The sequence below is a fragment of the Chachezhania sediminis genome (genome assembly GCF_009765275.1).
Taxonomy (GTDB): Bacteria; Pseudomonadota; Alphaproteobacteria; order Rhodobacterales; family Rhodobacteraceae; genus Chachezhania; species Chachezhania sediminis.
The window spans coordinates 41,501-60,089 of record NZ_VOPH01000015.1 but is presented as its reverse complement, the minus strand read 5'-3'; the positions used below and the strand labels follow the sequence as shown (position 1 = coordinate 60,089).

The 18,589-nt window shown below is 64.7% G+C and carries 15 protein-coding genes; 9 read left to right on the top strand and 6 right to left on the bottom strand.

What is annotated here, in order from left to right:
• Window positions 1–34: 34 nt before the first annotated feature.
• On the bottom strand, window positions 35–3,055 hold the full coding sequence (locus tag FQK05_RS24010; RefSeq protein WP_158971774.1) for an ABC transporter transmembrane domain-containing protein: 3,021 nt from the start codon (window positions 3,053–3,055) through the stop codon (window positions 35–37).
• Window positions 3,056–3,254: 199 nt separating this feature from the next.
• Here FQK05_RS24010 and FQK05_RS24005 point away from each other — a divergent pair, with 199 nt between their 5' ends.
• Entirely contained in the window at window positions 3,255–3,644 is a 390-nt protein-coding gene (locus FQK05_RS24005) for a DUF3307 domain-containing protein (protein ID WP_158971772.1), read from the top strand.
• Window positions 3,645–4,010: 366 nt separating this feature from the next.
• On the opposite strand, the gene FQK05_RS24000 is transcribed toward FQK05_RS24005, so the two are convergent.
• From FQK05_RS24000 to FQK05_RS23990, 3 genes are all read right to left on the bottom strand, one after another.
• Window positions 4,011–4,643, bottom strand: a complete 633-nt coding sequence (locus FQK05_RS24000; RefSeq protein ID WP_158971770.1) for a glutathione S-transferase family protein — start codon at window positions 4,641–4,643, stop codon at window positions 4,011–4,013.
• 282 nt (window positions 4,644–4,925) lie between these two features.
• Window positions 4,926–6,068: an acetate/propionate family kinase gene (locus FQK05_RS23995; RefSeq protein ID WP_158971769.1), complete on the bottom strand. Its 1,143-nt coding sequence runs from the start codon at window positions 6,066–6,068 to the stop codon at window positions 4,926–4,928.
• Window positions 6,065–7,429 carry a bifunctional enoyl-CoA hydratase/phosphate acetyltransferase gene (locus tag FQK05_RS23990; RefSeq protein WP_233270658.1) on the bottom strand — a complete coding sequence of 455 codons (1,365 nt, stop codon included), beginning with the start codon at window positions 7,427–7,429 and terminating at the stop codon, window positions 6,065–6,067. Before FQK05_RS23990 ends, FQK05_RS23995 begins: the two co-directional genes overlap by 4 nt.
• Window positions 7,430–7,750: 321 nt before the next feature.
• On the opposite strand from FQK05_RS23990, the gene FQK05_RS23985 reads away from it, so the two are divergent.
• Window positions 7,751–8,113 carry a lysozyme inhibitor LprI family protein gene (locus FQK05_RS23985; RefSeq protein ID WP_158971765.1) on the top strand — a complete coding sequence of 121 codons (363 nt, stop codon included), beginning with the start codon at window positions 7,751–7,753 and terminating at the stop codon, window positions 8,111–8,113.
• A gap of 161 nt (window positions 8,114–8,274) precedes the next feature.
• Here the strand turns inward: FQK05_RS23985 and FQK05_RS23980 are convergent, their stop codons facing one another.
• Window positions 8,275–8,760, bottom strand: a complete 486-nt coding sequence (locus FQK05_RS23980) for a class I SAM-dependent methyltransferase (RefSeq protein ID WP_158971763.1) — start codon at window positions 8,758–8,760, stop codon at window positions 8,275–8,277.
• A 215-nt stretch (window positions 8,761–8,975) separates the two neighbouring features.
• Between FQK05_RS23980 and FQK05_RS23975 the strand changes: the two genes are divergently transcribed.
• From FQK05_RS23975 to FQK05_RS23950, 6 genes are all read left to right on the top strand, one after another.
• Window positions 8,976–10,748 carry an ABC transporter ATP-binding protein gene (locus tag FQK05_RS23975; RefSeq protein ID WP_158971761.1) on the top strand — a complete coding sequence of 591 codons (1,773 nt, stop codon included), beginning with the start codon at window positions 8,976–8,978 and terminating at the stop codon, window positions 10,746–10,748.
• Window positions 10,741–12,666 carry an ABC transporter substrate-binding protein gene (locus tag FQK05_RS23970; protein ID WP_158971759.1) on the top strand — a complete coding sequence of 642 codons (1,926 nt, stop codon included), beginning with the start codon at window positions 10,741–10,743 and terminating at the stop codon, window positions 12,664–12,666. Before FQK05_RS23975 ends, FQK05_RS23970 begins: the two co-directional genes overlap by 8 nt.
• 27 nt (window positions 12,667–12,693) lie before the next feature.
• A complete protein-coding gene (locus tag FQK05_RS23965) occupies window positions 12,694–13,722 on the top strand; it encodes an ABC transporter permease (protein WP_158971757.1) in 1,029 nt (342 codons plus the stop codon).
• A complete protein-coding gene (locus FQK05_RS23960; RefSeq protein ID WP_158971755.1) occupies window positions 13,719–14,873 on the top strand; it encodes an ABC transporter permease in 1,155 nt (384 codons plus the stop codon). Before FQK05_RS23965 ends, FQK05_RS23960 begins: the two co-directional genes overlap by 4 nt.
• A 60-nt stretch (window positions 14,874–14,933) precedes the next feature.
• Window positions 14,934–15,803 (top strand): glutathione-dependent disulfide-bond oxidoreductase, encoded by an 870-nt coding sequence (gene yghU / locus FQK05_RS23955; RefSeq protein WP_158971753.1) that lies wholly within the window; start codon window positions 14,934–14,936, stop codon window positions 15,801–15,803.
• A 259-nt stretch (window positions 15,804–16,062) separates the two neighbouring features.
• The gene (locus FQK05_RS23950) at window positions 16,063–16,758 is read left to right on the top strand and encodes a PAS domain S-box protein (protein ID WP_158971751.1); all 696 of its coding nucleotides are present in this window, start codon (window positions 16,063–16,065) and stop codon (window positions 16,756–16,758) included.
• Between the two features lie 7 nt (window positions 16,759–16,765).
• Here the strand turns inward: FQK05_RS23950 and rpe are convergent, their stop codons facing one another.
• Window positions 16,766–17,458 carry a ribulose-phosphate 3-epimerase gene (gene rpe / locus FQK05_RS23945; RefSeq protein WP_158971749.1) on the bottom strand — a complete coding sequence of 231 codons (693 nt, stop codon included), beginning with the start codon at window positions 17,456–17,458 and terminating at the stop codon, window positions 16,766–16,768.
• Between the two features lie 287 nt (window positions 17,459–17,745).
• Here rpe and phnC point away from each other — a divergent pair, with 287 nt between their 5' ends.
• Window positions 17,746–18,585, top strand: a complete 840-nt coding sequence (gene phnC, locus FQK05_RS23940) for a phosphonate ABC transporter ATP-binding protein (RefSeq protein WP_158971747.1) — start codon at window positions 17,746–17,748, stop codon at window positions 18,583–18,585.
• Window positions 18,586–18,589 lie beyond the last annotated feature (4 nt).

Below are 18,589 nucleotides of genomic sequence, written 5' to 3'. Positions count from 1 at the left end.
GCCGCAAGGCGCGCCTTGAAGGACCGGCAGGCGATCAGTTGGATACGTAGCCCGCGACCACCTGCAGGATCTTGAAGGCCGTCGCCGCGTCGTTTTCGACCACGGCCAGAAATTCCTGTTCACCCAGACGCAGACACTGCAGGTCGGTCTCGGCAACCATGGTCAGGGCGCGCGGTTCCTTCTTGATCAGGCCCAGTTCGCCCACCAGCGCACCGGGGCCGACGCGGGCGATCAGCTGGTCGTCCTCGCCTTCGGGCTTCGGCAGGTACAGGCCCGCCTCACCCTCGATCAGCACATAGGCGCCGTCGCGGGGCTCGTCGCCCTTCTCGAACACGATCTCGCCGGTCTGGGCCTGATACCAGTGCGACCCGAAGGCCAGCAGGCGAACCTGCTTGCGGTTCAGCCCCGAGAACAGCGGGATGTTCTCCAGCGCGCGCACCTTGCGCATCAGGTCCGCCGTCGAGGCACTGTCCTCGGCCATTTCCTCAACCGCCTCGTCGCTGACGATCCGGCCCTGCCGGATCTCGAAATAGACGTCGAAATTGTCCGGGTCTTCGAAGCTGTCGTTCAGGTAGATCAGCGTCGTGTCCGGCAGAAGGCGCCGCAGATTGCGATGCACCTTCACCTGGGTCGCCATGTCATAGCTGGCCAGCGCCCGGTCCAGGATCAGGATGTCCGGCCGCTTGATCGCTGCCCGGCTGAGCGAGAGGGGTTCGGCGAAGATCGCAGGCAGGTTCGTGCCGCCGATGGAAATCTCCATCTCGTAGATCAGGTCGATCACGTTTTCTTCGGCACCGCCCTCGACGATGACCTGCGCCACCTTGCGCTCCACCTCCTCGCCCCGGCTCCCGGCCGAGTGGGAAATCTTGCCGAACAGCGCGTTCTCCAGCACCGTGATGCCCGGCGCATAGGTGTGCGGATCGATGGGAACGAACAGATCGCCCATGGTCCGCTGCAGGTCGGCCGCATGGCTTTGCCGCAATTCCAGGATCTGCGCCTTCATCCCGTCCGAAAAGGCCGGTCCGATCTGTTCGGCCGAAATCTTGAAGGGCACGATCAGAAGCTGCGCCAGTTCCTCCAGCGTCAGCGCCGCCGCCCCACCTTCGCGGGCACGCTCTACCAAGCCCACGGCCGTGCCATAGCTTTCGGCATCCAGGCCCAGATTTCGGAACAGCGGATGATCGGTTCCGACAGGTCCGAAAATCTGCCGCAGCATGTCGATCACTTCGCGGGTCAGCGCCACCAGCGGTTCGTCCAGCTGGATCTCGCGCAGCAGGGCCAGGAACTCGGTCTGCTGGACCAGCGCTTCCTGCGTCAGCGGCCGCCGCGGCGTGGCGAACAGCAGGTTTTCCGCGACGGGCAACGCCGGGTTGTAAAGCTCGGGGTCAAAGAAATACACATAGCGCCGCAGCCCGGCCTCCTCGACCGCTGCGCGCGCGCGGGTGCGCAGGCCCACGACCTTTTCGGCCAGGATCGGGTGCGCGTCCGCCTCGAACACCTGGTCCAGGCCGCGCTGGAACAGCGCCGTGCCCGAGCCGATCCCCTCGATCAGCCTGTGCCACCAGTCGCGCATTTCCTCGATCGACTCGAACTCGGCCCGCGACGGGTCCAGCCAGGACACTTCCAGCGGATCGCTGCTGTTACCGGCACGGATCGCTTCGGCCAACTGGGCCGAGGACTGGTCCACATCCAGCGGACGATAGCGCAGCGGCATCAGGACGTTTTCGCCGAAGGTCCCCTGGAAGGTCAGCGGCCGCGACGTGGCCCGCCCGATCCGCGATGCGATCACCGCGTGGTGCATCATCGCCAGGTCCTGGCCCGACATCTCGATACGCCCCGAGGTCGGCACGACCTCGCGGGTCAGAAGCTCGGTAAAGGCCCGGCGGTCTTCCTCGCTGGGGGCGGCGATGGCGATGACCTTGCCCCCCGGCAACGTGGTGCTGATGTCTTCCAGCACCGGATTGCCGTCGGCATCGCGCAGCGTGACATGGTCCAGCACGATGTCGCCCTTCAGATGCGGCAGATCCTCGGGCTCGCCGTCGAACAGGCTTTCGTTCATCATGCCCGCAGGCGCAAAGCGTTCCGTCACCGTTTCCCAGCGCACCTGCATATCGGCGGTCTGGTTGTAATAGGTCAGCAGTTCCTTCCAGGGCGACGAGATGTCCTTGTAGGCGCCCAGCGCCGCGACCAGCGCCCCCAGCGACACGGTGCCCTGCAGGACCAGGTAACCGCCGACCAGATAGAAGAAGAACGGCGTAAGCTGTCCGATGAAGTTGTTCAGGAACTTCATGAAGAACTTCTTGTTGTAGATCTTGAAGCGGATCTCGAACAGCCGCCCCAACTGCGCGGTCACCAGCGACAGCCGATAACGCCAGCCGCCGTTCAGGCGCAGCGCGCTTACCCCGGCGGCGCTTTCGCCGATCACGGCGGCCAACACCCGGACTTCCTTGATCCGTTCCTTGTTCAGCTTGTTGATCTGGCGCTGCAGCATCGGGATCAACCAGGCCTGCAGCGGGATCAGCGCCACCGCCGCCAGCCCGAACCAGAAGCTTTGCGCGAACAGGAACCACAGGATGGTGATCATCTGCCCGGCCTGCATGACCGGCTGCGAGATCATGTCGCCCATCAGACCGCCCATGGGTTCCGATTCCGACGTGATCATCGACACCAGTTCGCCCTGGCTGACCCGTTCGAAATAGGGTTGCGGGAACAGCAGCATGCGCGAGATCAGCTGATAGCGGAACCGGCGTAGCATGCGTTCGGCCAGGATGCCTTTCATCGTGTTGATGCGCATCTTCAACAGGCCGTGGCCCAGCACCGTGAAGAGATACAGACCGCACAGCACATACAATGCCTCGGTCTTTTCGATCGTGAAGTTCCAGATCGTCACGGTCGCCGTCTCGGCGCCGATCACGTCGTTCACGATCCGCTTGGGCAATTCCAGCGAGAAATAGAGGATCGGGAACATCAGCACCGTCACGACCAGCAGGAACAACTGCTCGCGTTTGGAGTATTTCCAGATGAAGGAGAAAAGATTGGAGTCTATTTCGAACATCCCCGGCGTCGTGCGGGCCTCCTCCTAGGCCCGGGCGGTCCAGATCTACGACAGGGCCTGCGCGTGACACAAGTCCCGTCCTGCACGGGCGGGCGCTTTGCAGACGAAAGGTTGTGCCCGCGCATATCTTCCAAACGGCAATTGCAGAACCCCGGCCCGTTTCCTAAGCTGGTCGGAAGGGATCGTCCCGGAGAAGCCATTGACCCATACCGTAGCCATAGTCCTGCTGCTTTTCGCCCTGCTGGAAATCAAGCATATGCTGGCGGACTATTTCCTTCAGACCCGCTGGATGCTGCAGGGTCGCGGCGGATACCTGCATCTGGGCCGCGCCGCCCATGCGGGCGTGCACGCACTGGGCTCGGTGATCGTGTTCCTGATCGTGGGCGCGCCGCTGGGCTTCATCGCCTGCATCGTGGTGCTGGAATGGATCGTCCATTTCCATATCGACTTCTGGAAAGCGTCCTTTTCCGAAAAGAAGTGCCTGACGCCGGACCAGGCCGCGTTCTGGCGCGCCGCCGGTTTCGACCAGTGGCTGCACCACATGACCTATGTCGCGATGACCTGGGCCTGGGTGAAGTTCGCGATCTGACACGATCCGTCGAACGGACCGCGTTGCGGCCCCGAAGGACGACCCGGCGCCGGCTGAGCCCTGGGGCAACTCCCGAATCGGTTCGTCGGCCTCCGTCCTGCCTTATCGCGGCCCCCTTGCCGGCTCGTCCCGTACTGAACGAACAACTCCCGCCAGCGTATCGGCATCGCATGGCATCGCAAACCGTGGCCCCGACCAAGATAGGCCAGAAGGCACCGGTCACACACGGGACCGATCACGCTGCCGTCGCCCGTTCCGGTCTGCGCAGTCCGGAACGGGCAAGCGACAGCCGCACGGGCGCCTTCCTCTCCAACCGGCAAAGTCGGAAAAGCGCGCCACGGCCACGCCGCCTGCGCGCCGGGACCTTCAGGCCTGCCCGCTGGGCCGTGCGGCGATCCGGTCGTGCCAGGCCCAGGACGCGGCGTTCGCCTCCGGGATCCGCTTCTTGATCACCCGCGCGAACTGCACGAAGACGAAGGCCGAGATATCGGCGAAGGTCATCCGGTCCGGCAGCGCCAGCCATTCGCTCTGCTGCAGCCGCTCTTCCAGCACGTCGTAGAACATGTCGGCCCGGACCAGCCCGCGCTCTGCCAGTTCCGGAATCTGGTCGAAATTCGCCGGCCCGGTCAGCGCCCGCCCCTTCATCCGCGGATTGCCGTTCCGCAGCGCTTCGGCCACGGGCTGCGCGAACTGTGCCTCGGCAATGGCGTTCCACATCATGACCAGTCCCTTTTCGTCCGGGGTCCTGCCCATCAGGTTCGGTTCCGGATAGGCCGCGTCCAGATAGGCCGCGATCCCAAGGTTCTCGGCCAGCACGGTTCCGGTATCGGTCACCAGCACCGGGACCGTCCCCCGCGGATTCACGGCCAGGAACTCCGGCGTCAGCTGGGCATTGTCGGCAATGGAAATCTCGTGCGTTTCGGGCATCAGGCCCTTTTCGACGATGACCATGCGCGCGCGGCGCGGGTTAGGCGCTGTCGCGCAGTCGTAGAAAATCATGGGGTCCCCTCCGGTCTTTCGCACCAAGGCTAGACCAAAGCCCCACCGCCGGAAACGACATTTCCACGGCCGCCCTGCGCATCCGGGCGGCATCCCCATGGCGAGCGTCCGCCCGCCTCCGGCGGGAGTATTTGGAAAAAGAAGAAGCACAAGGGCGCTCCCGTGCCGGACGTTCCCCTTCTTCTCTTCACAAATACCTCCGGGGGGAGTCCGCCCGGCACGGGCGGGCGGGGGGCAGCGCCCCCCCCTTGCGCCCGGATTGCGGTGGGCGTGCAGCCCCGGTCAGGCCGCCAGCGCGGCCGCGACGGACCGCGCGATCACGCGTTCCTCGTCGGTGGGAATCACAAGGACCTTCGCCGCACCGGTGCCGATATCGACTGCATTCGCCGCATTGGCCGACAGATTGATCTCAAGCCCCAGGAAATGCAGGCCGTCGGTCACCTTCTCGCGGATCGGGGCGGCGTGTTCGCCGATGCCGCCGCAGAAGACCAGCCCGTCGATCCCTTCCAGCACCGCCGCCAGCGCGCCAACCTCACGGCGGATGCGGAAGACGTAGTAATCGATCGCCTCCTTCGCCTTGGGGTCCGGGCTCTCCAGCAGGACGCGCATGTCGTTGGTCAGTTCCGACAGGCCCTTCAGCCCGCTCTCGGAATAGAGCATGCGCGAGATCTCCGCCGCGCTCATCTTCTTCTGTTCCAGGAAATACAGCAGCACGCCCGGGTCCAGCTGGCCGCAGCGGGTGCCCATCGGCAGCCCGTCGAGGGCCGAGAAGCCCATGGTCGATCCCACGCTGTGCCCGCCCGACATCGCGCACATCGAAGCACCATTGCCCAGATGTGCCACGATCACCTTGCCCGCGTGCAGGTCGGGGTAGTCCCGTTCCAGCACCGAATGGATGTAGTCGTAGCTGAGCCCGTGAAAGCCATAGCGGCGCACGCCTTCGTCGTAAAAGCGGCGCGGCAGGGCGAAGGTGTCGTTCACGAAGGGATGGCCCTTGTGAAACGCCGTGTCGAAGCAGCCGACCTGAACCGCATCCGGGAAGGCCAGCTGTGCCGCCTTCACCGCCGCCAGGTTGTGGGGCTGGTGCAGGGGCGCCAGCGGCACGAAAGCCTCCAGCTGCGCCATAGCGTCCGCGTCCAGCACGACCGGCGCGCCATAGGTCTTGCCGCCGTGGACGATCCGGTGGCCGACGCCCGCGGGCGCGCCGTCCAGCACCGGCTGCACGACGTCCAGGATCGCCCGCACGCCCGCCGCGTGGTCGGCATGGCCCAGTTCCCGCGTCTCGCCGCCCTTCACGACCAGCTTCGCCACCGGGCCCAGGTTGTCGACCTGGCCGGTCATCAGCATCTCGGGTTCGGCTGCGCTGGTGTAGACCCCGAACTTGATCGAGGAACTGCCGGCGTTCAGCGTCAGGATACCGCTCATTTTCTGCCCCCCGCCTTGTGGGCCGCATAGAGCGCCGCAATGGCGGCAGAGGCGAGGCGCGCCTTTTCATTGTCGGCCCGGCTGGTCAGGATGATCGGGCACTTGGCGCCGATGACGATGCCGCCGGCCTCGGCATGGGCCAGGAAGGTCAGTTCCTTGGCCACCATGTTCCCGGCCTCCAGATTCGGGGCCACCAGGATGTCAGCCCGGCCCGCGACCGAGGACTGGATGCCCTTGATCCGCGCGGCGTCGAGGTCGATGGCGTTGTCCATGGCCAGCGGCCCGTCGACCAGCCCGCCCGTGATCTGGCCGCGTTCGGCCATCTTGGACAGGATCGCGGCGTCCAGTGTCGAAGGGATGGCGGGGTTCACGACCTCGACCGCCGACAGAACGCCGACGCGGGGTTCGTCCACGCCCAGCGCATGGGCCAGGTCGATGGCGTTCTGGATGATGTCGGCCTTGGTCAGCAGATCCGGTGCGATGTTGATCGCGGCATCGGTCACCATCAGCAGGTGCGGCAGGCCAGGCACGTCCATGACGAAGACATGGGACAGGCGCCGGCCGACCCGCAGGCCGCCGGTCGACTTCACCACCTGCCCCAGAAGGATGTCGGTGTGCAGGTCGCCCTTCATCACGGCCGCGGCCGTGCCTTCGTGAACCATCGCCACGGCCCGGGCGGCGGCATCCCTGTGATCCGCGGCCTCGACGATGCGGAAGGCAGAGATATCCAGTTCGGCCGCCTCGGCCGCCGCGCGGATGCGGGCTGGATCGCCAATCAGGATCGGATCGATCAGGGTATGATCCGCCGCCAGCAGCGGGCCGGACAGCGCGTCGTGGCTTTCCGGGCAGACCACCGCCGTCGGGATCGGCGGCAGCTTTTCCGCCATTCGCAACAGGCGATCGAAATGGACATGACGCTGGACCGTCAGGCCCGGGATGTCGCCGCGTTCCACCGTGCCGCTGGTTGCCGGTGCCAGCACCACGGCCTGGCCTTCGACGATGCGGCCCTGGGACCCGTCGACCCATGTGTCGAACTTCACCCGGTTACCGTCGAGCTTTTCCACCAGCTTCACGCCGGCCGTCAGTTCCTCGCCCGCATGGGCCCGGCCGACGAATTCCAGCGACTGGCTGAGATAAAGTGTTCCCGGCCCCGGCAGTCGACAGCCCAGCACGGCCGAGATCAGCGCCGCCACCCACATCGACGGCGCAACGGTTTCGGGCGCGCCTTCATCCGCAGGCAGGTTCATCGGGTTGTAGTTGCCGGACGCATTGGCAAAGACGTAAAGGTCGTCGGCTCGGCAGACCCGCCGTTCCTCGGCCGTCATACCCACCTGAAGGTCCGCATAGGACAGACTGGTCATTTCCTGTTTCATCGCACCTTGCCTTCTTACCGCCTTACCGTGCCGTCATTCCGCATTGGCACGTCCTGCCGCAACCGTACCACGGCCCGAACGCTAGCCGAGGATTGCAGCAGCAATTCTCCGGCCCCCGGGACCACCGCCGCCAGCGGCGGAATTGCCGCAGTCACCGCAACATATCCCGGCGATGCGCCCAAGGGGTGACCCGAAGGCAGATCAATTGCCTTTGCGATCCGCCGGGGCGATAACCGGGACGCGATGGGCAATCGCCCGCGCGTCGCCTTTCCGCCGGTTCGGCCGGCCTGTTCCAAGGACCCGAACGTCATGCGCCTTCGTCTTGCCCTTCCCCTGATCCTCGCCCTGGCCCCGGCCAGCACCGGTTTCGCGCAAAGCTACAGCTGCGCCAATGCCGGCACCCCGACCGAACACGCGATCTGCAAGAACCGACACCTGTCGAACCTGGATGTCGAAATGGCGACGCTTTTCGGCGTGGTGAAGCAGATGCCGATGATGATGGGCGCCCGGGGCGCACAGCAGGACGCCGCCCAGGCCTTCCTGACCACCCGCAACGGCTGCGGTGCCGACACAAGCTGCCTGTCCAATGCCTACAAGGCCCGGATCAGCGCGTTGAAGTCCACCATCGCCGACGGCATGAAACAGTACTGCAATGCGATCCAGCTTTGCTGACGCGCCGCATCCGGCATTACGATGACCTGAATGTCCCGCCCGGCCACAGGCCGGGCGACGACGGACCCACGGCGACCACATGATCGGCCGGTGTCCGCGGTCCTTTCCGCATAGGGTCCGATGCCCCGCTCGCCCTATTCCGGCTGCGGGTTCCGGACGGTTCAGCGGCGGTAGATGAAGCACCGCCCCGGCACGGCATCGGCAGGGATCGGCAGTTCTTCGAGGTCGTCGAAATACATCCGGTCCGACGACACGACCAGCCCGCCGGGCGCCAGGTGCGGGGCGATCAGCGGCGACATGAAACGCGCGAAGGCGTCGTTCTTGGACGCGTTGTGGCCGCCCATGTCGGCATGGATCAGACTGGCAACAGGACCTTTTTCCGCCAGCACGGCCGGCAGCGTCTGGGTCATGTCCCCAAGGATCGTGTGCGCCTCGTCCGGCGTCGAATCGGGGTGCGAGGCGACCGCGCGTTCGAACACGAAGATCTCGCGGCCCACGATGCGTTCCACCAGATGATGATAGGTCCGGCCGTTGCCAAGGCCCAGTTCGTAGACGGGACCGGACAGGGCCGCCGTCTCGCCGATGGCGTAATCAAGGCAGGCGCGCTGGGAAACCATGCGGTCGATGAAGATGTCCAGTCGGCTCATGTCGTCGCTCCGGTTCAGGGGTCTGGGCGGCTTTGTGCCAAAGTCCGGGAAGGATGTGTAGACCGCACAACGCAAGGGGCCGGCGTTATGTCGCCCTTGCAATTCGGGTTTGACTATCAGGGCTTGGCCAAGCGAAGGTGTCGTCGACCAGGGGGGCGCACCGCGAAAAATGCAATGCTGAACAGCAACCTATTGCCGGATTCGGGTACAGCCGGATGAAGGATCTTCTGACAGTCGAAGACCTGTCCATCGGCTTTGGCCTCGGGACGAGCGTGGTTCAGAACGTCAGCTTCTCCCTGAAACCCGGCGGCACGCTGGCCCTTGTGGGCGAAAGCGGATCGGGCAAGACCATCACCTGCCGGGCGATCCTGCGGATCCTGCCCAAGGCGGCACAGCTGCGGTCCGGCCGCGTGGTGCTGAACGGGCGCGACGGCGAACGCGTCCTGTCGACGATGACCGAAAAGCAGATGCGCGGCGTCCGGGGCGATTCCGTTTCAATGATCTTCCAAGAGCCGATGCGGTCGCTGTCGCCCCTGCACCGGATCGGCAACCAGATTTCCGAGGTGCTGTGGCTGCACCGGGGTGCGTCGGAAAGCCAGGCCAAGAAGAAGGTGCTGGCGACCTTCGAACGCGTGGGCTTTCCCGACCCGGAACGCGCCTACCGCGCCTATCCGTTCGAACTGTCGGGGGGTATGCGCCAGCGGGCGATGATTGCCATGGCGATGGTGTCGGAACCGGAATTGCTGATCGCCGACGAACCGACGACAGCGCTGGACGTGACCACGCAGGCGCAGGTGCTGGGCCTCATCCGCGAGCTTCAGGCCGATACCGGCATGGCGCTGATCCTTGTGACCCATGATCTGGGCGTCGTGGCCAACATGGCCAAGGACGTCGTCGTGATGCACAAGGGCCGCGTGATGGAGGCGGGCCCGGCGGAACCCGTGCTGATGTCGCCGGCCCACCCCTATACGAAGAAGCTGATTGCCGCGGCTCCGGCCATTCCGGAACCCGAAGGCGGGGCCGTGGCCGAACCGCCCCCCGTCGTGGATCCGATCCTGATGCTGAAGGACGTGTCCAAGACCTATCTGATCCGGGGCGGCATCGGCGCCGAGGTCATCGTGCCCGCGTGTCAGCACGTTTCGATCACCTTGCCCCGCGGCAAGACGCTGGCCATCGTCGGCGAAAGCGGATCGGGCAAATCCACCGCGGCGCGGATCGCGCTGGGGGCCGAACCGCCGGACGAAGGCGGAGAGGTCCTGTTCACGCCCGATCCGGGGGGCGAAACGATTGCCGTCCACGCCATGGACCGGACCCAGCGGACGCTACTGCAGAAGCGCGCGCAGATGGTGTTCCAGGACCCCTATTCGTCGCTGTCGCCCCGGATGCGGATCATCGACGCCCTGACCGAGCCGCTGGAGATCCACAACATCGGCACCCGGTCCGAACGCAAGGACCGCGCCGTGCAGATGCTGCAGCAGGTGGGCCTGGGCCCCGAGATGCTGATGCGCTATCCTCACGCCTTTTCCGGCGGTCAGCGGCAGCGCCTGTCGATTGCCCGCGCCCTGACGCTGGATCCCGCGCTTCTGGTCTGTGACGAGCCGACCTCGGCGCTGGACGTGTCGGTGCAGGAACAGATCCTGACCCTTTTGGAAGACATCCGCGACCGGATGGGACTGTCCTACCTCTTCATCAGCCACGACCTTGCGGTCGTGTCGCGCATCGCCGACGAGGTCGCCGTGATGCGTCGCGGGCTGATCGTGGAACAGGCGACCCCGGACCAGCTGTTCAACAACCCGGTCCATCCCTACACCAAGGCCCTGATCGCGGCACGACCCGAGCCCGACATCTCGCGGCCGATCGACCTTGCGCTTGTCTCTCAGGGCGCCGGGTCACCGGAAAGCTGGCCGGAACAGTTCCGGCTGACCGATACCGTCATACCTGCACTTACCTCACTCAGCCCTGGTCACAAGGTGCGCTGCCATGTCTAACCCGTTCCGCCAAACCAGAAGGGTCGCCACCGCCGCCCTGCTTTTCGCCCTGTCCGCCGGCACCGCCATGGCGCAGATCGCCATGAAACCCGTCCCGTACTGGGCCGACGACGTCGCCGCGGGCAAGCTGCCGCCGGTCGACCAGCGCATTCCCGAACATCCGCTGGTCGTCGACATGGCCCAGAAGGGCCGCACCACCGGCGCACAGGGCGGCACGCTGCACACCATGGTCACGCGCGACAAGGACATCCGGCAGATGGTCGTCTACGGCTATGCCCGTCTGGTCGGCTATGACGAACAGTACAACCTGGTGCCCGACATCCTGGAAAGCGTCGAGAACATCGACGACACCGTGATCACCCTGCACCTGCGCCCGGGGCACAAATGGTCGAACGGCGATCCGTTCACCTCGGAAGACTTCCGCTACTGGTGGGAAGACGTGGCCAATAACGAGGAGCTCAGCCCCTCGGGTCCGCCCGACTTCCTGATCGTGAACGACAAGCTGCCGGCCGTGACCTTCCCAGACGAAACCACCGTGGTCTTCGAATGGGACGCGCCGAACCCGGACTTCCTGCAAACTCTGGCCCTGGCCAGCCCGCCCTTCATCTATCGTCCGGCAAAGTTCCTGAAGCAGTACCATGCCAAGTACGCCGAAGACGGCTCGCTTCAGTCGGCCATTGTCAACGCCAAGGCTTCCAGCTGGGCGGCGCTGCACAACAAGCTGGACAACATGTACAAGTTCGACAATCCCGAGCTGCCGACGCTGCAACCCTGGGTGAACGCGGACACCGGCAACAAGATCCGCCACCGTTTCGTGCGGAACCCCTACTACCACCGCATCGACAGCACCGGGCAGCAGCTTCCCTATATCGACGCCGTCGAGATGGAGATCGTGGCCGGCGGCCTGGTCGCGGCCAAGTCCTATGCCGGCGAAGTCGACCTGCAGGGCCGCGGGCTGGACTTTGCCGACATCCCCGTCCTGAAGAAGGGCGAGAAGGAAAACGGGACCTTCAAGGTCTTGCTGTGGCCGACCGGTGTCGCCTCGCAGTTGGCGATCTATCCCAACCTGAACGTCGACGACCCGGTCTGGCGCGAGGTGCTCCGCAAGGCCGACGTGCGCCGCGCGCTTTCGCTGGGCATCGACCGGCCGGGCCTGAACAAGGCGCTGTTCTTCAACCTCGCGGTGCCGGGCGCAATGACCGTTCTACCCGAAAGCCCGATGTTCCAGGAGAAGTTCCGCGAATCCTATGCCGTGCGTGACGTCGAAAAGGCCAATGCCCTTCTGGATGCGGCCGGTCTGGACAAGAAGGGCGCGGACGGCATCCGCCTTCTGCCCGACGGCCGCCCGATGGAAATCGTGATCGAAACAGCCGGCGAACGCCAGGAAGAGGAAAACGCCCTTCAGATCATCACCGACAACTGGAAGGACATCGGGGTGAAGCTGGTGATGCGCCCGCTGGACCGGGACATCCTGCGCAACCGCGTCTATGCCGGCACCTCGATGGCGTCGACCTGGTACGGCTGGGACAACGGCCTGCCCCAGCCCTTCACCTCGCCCTCGTACCTTGCGCCGATGCAGCAGGACTTCCAGGCTTGGCCGAAATGGGGCCAGTACTACCAGACCGGCGGCACCGCCGGCGAAGCCCCCGACATGCCCGAGGCAATCCGCCTGATGGAACTGGCGGATGCGTGGGAAAAGGCCACATCGGACGAAGAACGTTTTCAGATCTGGACCGAGATGCTGGCCATCCATGCCGACCAGCTTTACGGCATTGGTACGGTGAACGAAGCGCCGCAGCCCATCGTGGTTTCGAACAGGCTGCGCAACGTCCCGGAACGGGGCATGTGGGCCTGGGATCCGGGTGCGCATTTCGGCGTGCACCGCATGGATGAGTTCTATTTCGCCGACGGCGAATAAGACCGACGAAAAGGAGTTCGCCGGGCAATGGGTTTGTTAAAGTATGCGGTATACCGGTTCGCGACCATGGTGCTTACGCTGCTGGTCGTCTCGGTACTGGTATTCGCGATTATCAACCTGCCGCCCGGCGACTACCTGTCGAACCAGATCGCGGAGCTGAGGGCCACGGGCCAGCAAAGCGGCATCGCCAAGGCCGAATTCCTGCGCAAGGAATTCGCGCTCGATCGGCCGCTTTGGGAACAGTACATGATCTGGATGGGCTTCATGCCCGGGCCCCACGGCTTTTCCGGGCTGATTCAGGGCAATTTCGGCTGGTCCTTCGAATTCGACCGCCCCGTGGCAGAGATCGTCGGCGACACGCTGTGGCTGACCGTGCTGGTCAACGTGGCGGCCGTCCTCTTCGTCTATATCGTGGCGCTGCCGCTGGGGATCCTGGCCGCCGCCCGGTCGAAGACCTGGGTCGACTATACCTCGGCCTTCGTGGGCTATCTGGGGCTGGCCACGCCGAACTTCCTGCTGGCGCTGATCCTGTTCCACTATGGCAACAAGTATCTGGGCCTGCCCATCGGCGGCCTGATGGACCCATCCTATGAAGGGCAGCCCATGACCTGGGGCAAGGTCCAGTCGATCATCGGCCACATGATCGTTCCGACCTTCGTCATCGGCACCTCCGGCGCCGCGGCGATGATGCAGCGCCTGCGGGCGAACCTTCTGGACGAACTCAGCAAGCCTTACGTCGAAACCGCCATCGCCAAGGGGATGAGCGAACGCCGCATGCTGGTGAAATATCCGCTGCGCATGGCCTTCAACCCCTTTGTCGCCGATATCGGGAACCTTCTGCCGGCGATGGTGTCCGGATCGGTCCTGGTGTCCGTGGTCATGGGGCTTCAGACCATCGGTCCGGCACTTCTGATCGCGCTGAAGTCGCAGGACCTGTTCCTGACCGGCTTCATCCTGATGTTCGTGGCGCTTCTGACCCTGATCGGCACCATGATTTCCGATGTGCTGCTGGTTCTTCTCGACCCCCGCATCCGCTACGAGGGCCGTGACATATGACCCAGCTTCCCGACGGCCGCTACGTCGACGACGCCCCGTTCGACGCCGATGCCGGCTTGACCGCGCCGGAACGTGCCGACCTTGACGCGCCCAGCGCCGTCCTGATCTGGCGCAAGTTCCGCAAGCACAAGCTTGGCCTGATTTCCGGCGCCTTCCTGGTCCTGTGCTACCTGCTGTTGCCGGTGGCGGGCTTCTTCGCGCCCTACACACCGAACGACCGCCACCCGGATCACCAGTTCAAGCCGCCCGAAAACATCCGCCTGTTCCACGACGGCAGCTTCGTGGGGCCCTTCATCTATCCGGTGGAGGAGGTCCTGGATACCGAGACCTTCACCTACAAGTACGTCCCCGACACGTCGAACCCTCTGCCGCTGAAATTCCTGTGCCTGGGCGATCAATGGCACTTCTTCGGTCTGGTCCCGTCGAACCGGCACCTGTTCTGTTCTCCGACCGCGGATCCGATCTTCCTGTGGGGGTCCGATCAGCTGGGCCGCGACGTGTTCTCTCGCATCCTCTACGGCGCGCAGCTGTCGCTGACCGTGGGCCTGATCGGCATCGCCGTGTCCTTCACGCTGGGCATTTCGCTGGGCGCCATGGCCGGCTATTTCGGCGGTCGGCTGGACTGGATCATCCAGCGCGTGATCGAGATCCTGCGAAGCCTGCCCGAACTGCCGTTATGGCTGGCCCTGTCGGCCGCGGTACCCTCGAACTGGGGCCCGGTGGCGGTCTTCTTCATCATCTCGATCATCCTTGGCATCCTCGACTGGCCCGGCATGGCCCGGGCCGTCCGCGCCAAATTCCTGTCGCTGAGGGAAGAGGAATTCGTCCGCGCGGCCGAAATGATGGGCGCCGCCCCCAACCGGGTGATCCGCAAACACCTGCTGCCGAACTTCTCCAGCCACCTGATCGCGTCCGCGACGCTGTCGATCCCGTCCATGATCCTGGGCGAAACCGCCCTCTCCTTTCTGGGTCTGGGCCTGCGCGCACCCGCCGTCAGCTGGGGTGTCATGTTGAACGACGCACAGAACCTTGCGTCGATCGAGATATACCCATGGCTTGCGATCCCCATGATTCCGATCATCGTGATCGTGTTGGCCTTCAATTTCTTCGGAGACGGCCTACGTGACTCGCTGGATCCCTACGAAAGTTGAAGTGACTTTCGACGCGGTCCATATGGAACCTGATGGACATCCAAGAGGAAGCCGCAAACCATGACCGACACCTATGTGCCCCCCAAGGTCTGGACCTGGGAAAAACCGAGCGGCGGGAACTTCGCCAGCATCAACCGCCCCGTCTCGGGCCCGACCCATGACAAGGAACTGCCGGTCGGGAAACATCCGCACCAGCTTTATTCCCTGGCCACCCCCAACGGCGTGAAGGTCAACATCCTGTTCGAGGAATTGCTGGCCGCGGGCCACGAGGACGCCGAATACGATGCCTGGCTGATCAATATCGGCGAAGGCGAACAGTTCGGATCGGGCTTTGTCGGCGTGAACCCGAATTCCAAGATCCCGGCGCTGATGGACTATTCGACGCCGAAACCGACCCGCGTCTTCGAAAGCGGCGCGATCCTCATGTACTTGGCCGAGAAGTTCAACGCCTTCCAGACCAAGGATCCCGCCGACCGGGCCGAGATGCTGTCATGGCTGATGTGGCAGATGGGTTCGGCCCCGTTCCTGGGCGGTGGCTTCGGCCACTTCTATGCCTACGCCCCGGAAAAGTACGAATACCCGATCAACCGCTATGCCATGGAGACCAAGCGTCAGCTGGACGTGCTGGACAAGCACCTGGCCGACAAGGAATTCATGCTGGGCGACGAATACACCATCGCCGACATGGCGATCTGGCCCTGGTACGGCAACCTGTGTCTGGGCCGGGCCTATGACGCGGGCGAGTTCCTGGACGTCCAGTCCTACAAGAACGTCGTCCGCTGGGCGGAAATGCTGGACGAACGCCCCGCCGTGAAACGCGGCCGCATGGTCAACAAGGCCATGGGCGAGCTGAGCGGGCAGTTGCGCGAGCGCCACGATGCCTCCGACTTCGAGACGAAGACCCAGGACAAGCTGGAAGCGGCCTCCTGACCCTTCCGGTCCGACGGGGCCGAGTTGACAAGATCCCGATGGCCGCGCCCGAAAGGGCCGCGGCCATTTGCTTTGCCGGGATCAGACAGCTGCCTGCCGCCCTGAACTCGCCTTTCATACCCAAAAGAGCAACCAGGCTCGCCTTAAGATACAAGTCCATGAATTGACGAGGAAACCGGTTTTCAGGCTTAGTCGAAGCCGGAAAACAGCTGCGTCGTAGCCCTTCCACGCCGAGCACCGGCGCAGGGACCCACAACAGATGAACAGAAACAACACACAGCCGCCGATCAGCCCCCGGCAAGGTGAACACGCCGGCTCCGGCACCGCGGCGGACTGGCAGGGGCAGAGGACCGGCCGGGCCCGCGAGCTGGAGTGGATCCTGGACGTCTTCGACGATATCGAAACCTTTGCCACTCTCCGCGGGCTTCAGCCGATCAGCAGCGAACTTTCGGCCCTGCGGCAACGCCTTTCCCCGCTTCTGCGCCTGAACCTGGCAGAGCTTCAGTCCTTCGGCGCGGTCCCGCAGGGCTGCGGCGCGACCGATATCCTGCGCAACGTGAACAACCGGGCTGCCGCCGCCAAGGAAGAGTTCTTTGCCCTGTTCCAGTCCGGCCTGCCGAATGTCGAACGGCTGATGCTCGAATTCGCACCGGTGATGGTGCATTCCTTCGATGACAGGGGCACCCTGCTGGAAGTCAGTTCCTACTGGCTTGACGTGATGGGCTATACCCGCGACCAGGTGATCGGCACCAGGATCCAGGACCTGTTCACCCCCGAAAGCCGCGAACGGGCGCTGGTCCGCCAGTCCCGTCTGTTCGAGGACGGGCGCGTGGACGATATCGAACTGGACGTCATCCGCGCGGACGGAGAGGTCGTGACCGTCACCGTATCGGCCGCACTCCGGTACGAGACGGCATCGGGTCAGCCCTGTTCCATCGTGCTGACGCGGCTGTGACGGCGGATCAGGCGTAGACGCCTTGCGCCGCTTCGCGGATCGCGCGGATGTTTTCGCCATAGGGTGCTGGGTTGGAAACCGACCCGCCCCGGAACACGGCCGATCCGGCGACCAGGACGTCAGCGCCTGCGGCCGCAACCAGCGGCGCGGTGGCGGGATCGACGCCGCCGTCGATCTCGATATGGACGGGGCGGTCGCCGATCATGGCGCGCAGCTTCTTCACCTTGTCGATCTGGCTGGCGATGAACTTCTGCCCGCCGAAGCCCGGGTTCACCGTCATCACGCAGACCAGGTCGACCAGATCCAGAACGTCCGCCACCGCCTCGGCCGGGGTGCCGGGGTTCAGGGCGACGCCCGCGCTGCAGCCCGCGCCGCCAATCGCCTGAAGCGTCCGGTGCAAGTGGGGGCCGGCCTCGACATGGGCCGTCAGCCGGTCGGCGCCGGCCTTGGCGAAGGCCTCGATATAGGGATCGACGGGGGCGATCATCAGGTGGACGTCCATTACCGTCTTCACGTGCGGCCGGATCGCGGCACACATCGCCGGCCCGAAGGTCAGGTTCGGCACGAAATGCCCGTCCATCACGTCGACATGAACCCAGTCCGCGCCCTGTGCCTCGATCGCCTCGCACTCGGCACCGAAATTGGCGAAGTCGGCGGACAGGATCGACGGGGCGATCTTCAGGGAACGGTCGAAGCTCATGGCAGGCTCCTGCTGCTGCGGCTGGGGTTGCGGCCTCTCTAACGCCCCCGGGGGCCAAGGTGAAGCATTGCCTTCGGTCGGCGACCCCAATCCCTGCAACAACCCCGCCCTGCAACGCCCCCACCCCGCAATGTCGCCGTCCCGCCGCGCCTCCTCGCCGCAAAGCGCACCGGCCCTTGTCGCATTTCGTGTCGCAAATCCGGCCCGTCACCAAAGTTTCACAGGACTGACGCAAATCGTTTGGACGCCGGCTGTACCCCCCACCGCGGCATTGACAGGAGACGATTTTGCTCAAAATCGAAAAATTGACGAAGACGTTCGGTGGCAATGTTGCAGTCGACGCCGCCACCCTTTCCGTCGATGGCCCATCGATGATCGGCATCATCGGCCGTTCGGGTGCCGGCAAATCCACGCTCCTGCGGATGATGAACCGCCTGACGGATGCCTCCGAAGGGCGGATCCTGTTCGAAGGCCGCGACGTGACCCACCTGACCGGCGCGGCCAAGCGCCAGTGGCAGTCGCAGTGCGCGATGATCTTCCAGCAGTTCAACCTGGTCCCCCGCATGGACGTGGTGTCGAACGTTCTGCATGGCACGCTGAACCGCCGGTCCACCTTCACCACGATCTTCAACCTCTACCCACGCGCCGACATCCACCACGCGATCGAGATTCTGGATCGCCTGGGCATCGCCGCCCATGCCCCGAAACGGGCCGAGGCGCTTTCAGGCGGGCAGCAACAGCGCGTGGCCATCGCTCGCGCCCTGATGCAGGACCCCAGGATGATCCTTGCGGACGAACCCATCGCCTCGCTCGACCCGATGAACGCCCAGACCGTGATGGAGGCGCTGCGCCGCATCCATGACGAGGACGGACGGACCGTAATCTGCAACCTGCACACGCTGGACACCGCACGCCGCTATTGCGACCGCGTCATCGGCATGCGCGACGGGCGCATCGTCTTCGACGGCACGCCCGACCAGCTGACCACCGGCATGGCGCGCGAGATCTATGGTGCCGGCGCCGACTTTTCCGAAGCCGCCACCTCGACCGAGATCGAGACGCTGGACCGCAGCGCGGCCGAACAGGCCCGCCTGCAGGCCCTGCGCGAAGCCGAAGCCACGGCCTGACCCT

Excerpts from the sequence above, each read along its gene's own strand:
- FQK05_RS24010 (WP_158971774.1), bottom strand. The coding sequence starts at position 3,055 with ATGTTCGAAATAGACTCCAATCTTTTCTCCTTCATCTGGAAATACTCC.
- FQK05_RS24000 (WP_158971770.1), bottom strand. The coding sequence starts at position 4,643 with ATGATTTTCTACGACTGCGCGACAGCGCCTAACCCGCGCCGCGCGCGC.
- FQK05_RS23995 (WP_158971769.1), bottom strand. The coding sequence starts at position 6,068 with ATGAGCGGTATCCTGACGCTGAACGCCGGCAGTTCCTCGATCAAGTTC.
- FQK05_RS23990 (WP_233270658.1), bottom strand. The coding sequence starts at position 7,429 with ATGACCAGTCTGTCCTATGCGGACCTTCAGGTGGGTATGACGGCCGAG.
- FQK05_RS23985 (WP_158971765.1), top strand. The coding sequence starts at position 7,751 with ATGCGCCTTCGTCTTGCCCTTCCCCTGATCCTCGCCCTGGCCCCGGCC.
- FQK05_RS23980 (WP_158971763.1), bottom strand. The coding sequence starts at position 8,760 with ATGAGCCGACTGGACATCTTCATCGACCGCATGGTTTCCCAGCGCGCC.
- FQK05_RS23975 (WP_158971761.1), top strand. The coding sequence starts at position 8,976 with ATGAAGGATCTTCTGACAGTCGAAGACCTGTCCATCGGCTTTGGCCTC.
- FQK05_RS23970 (WP_158971759.1), top strand. The coding sequence starts at position 10,741 with ATGTCTAACCCGTTCCGCCAAACCAGAAGGGTCGCCACCGCCGCCCTG.
- FQK05_RS23965 (WP_158971757.1), top strand. The coding sequence starts at position 12,694 with ATGGGTTTGTTAAAGTATGCGGTATACCGGTTCGCGACCATGGTGCTT.
- FQK05_RS23960 (WP_158971755.1), top strand. The coding sequence starts at position 13,719 with ATGACCCAGCTTCCCGACGGCCGCTACGTCGACGACGCCCCGTTCGAC.
- yghU (WP_158971753.1), top strand. The coding sequence starts at position 14,934 with ATGACCGACACCTATGTGCCCCCCAAGGTCTGGACCTGGGAAAAACCG.
- FQK05_RS23950 (WP_158971751.1), top strand. The coding sequence starts at position 16,063 with ATGAACAGAAACAACACACAGCCGCCGATCAGCCCCCGGCAAGGTGAA.
- rpe (WP_158971749.1), bottom strand. The coding sequence starts at position 17,458 with ATGAGCTTCGACCGTTCCCTGAAGATCGCCCCGTCGATCCTGTCCGCC.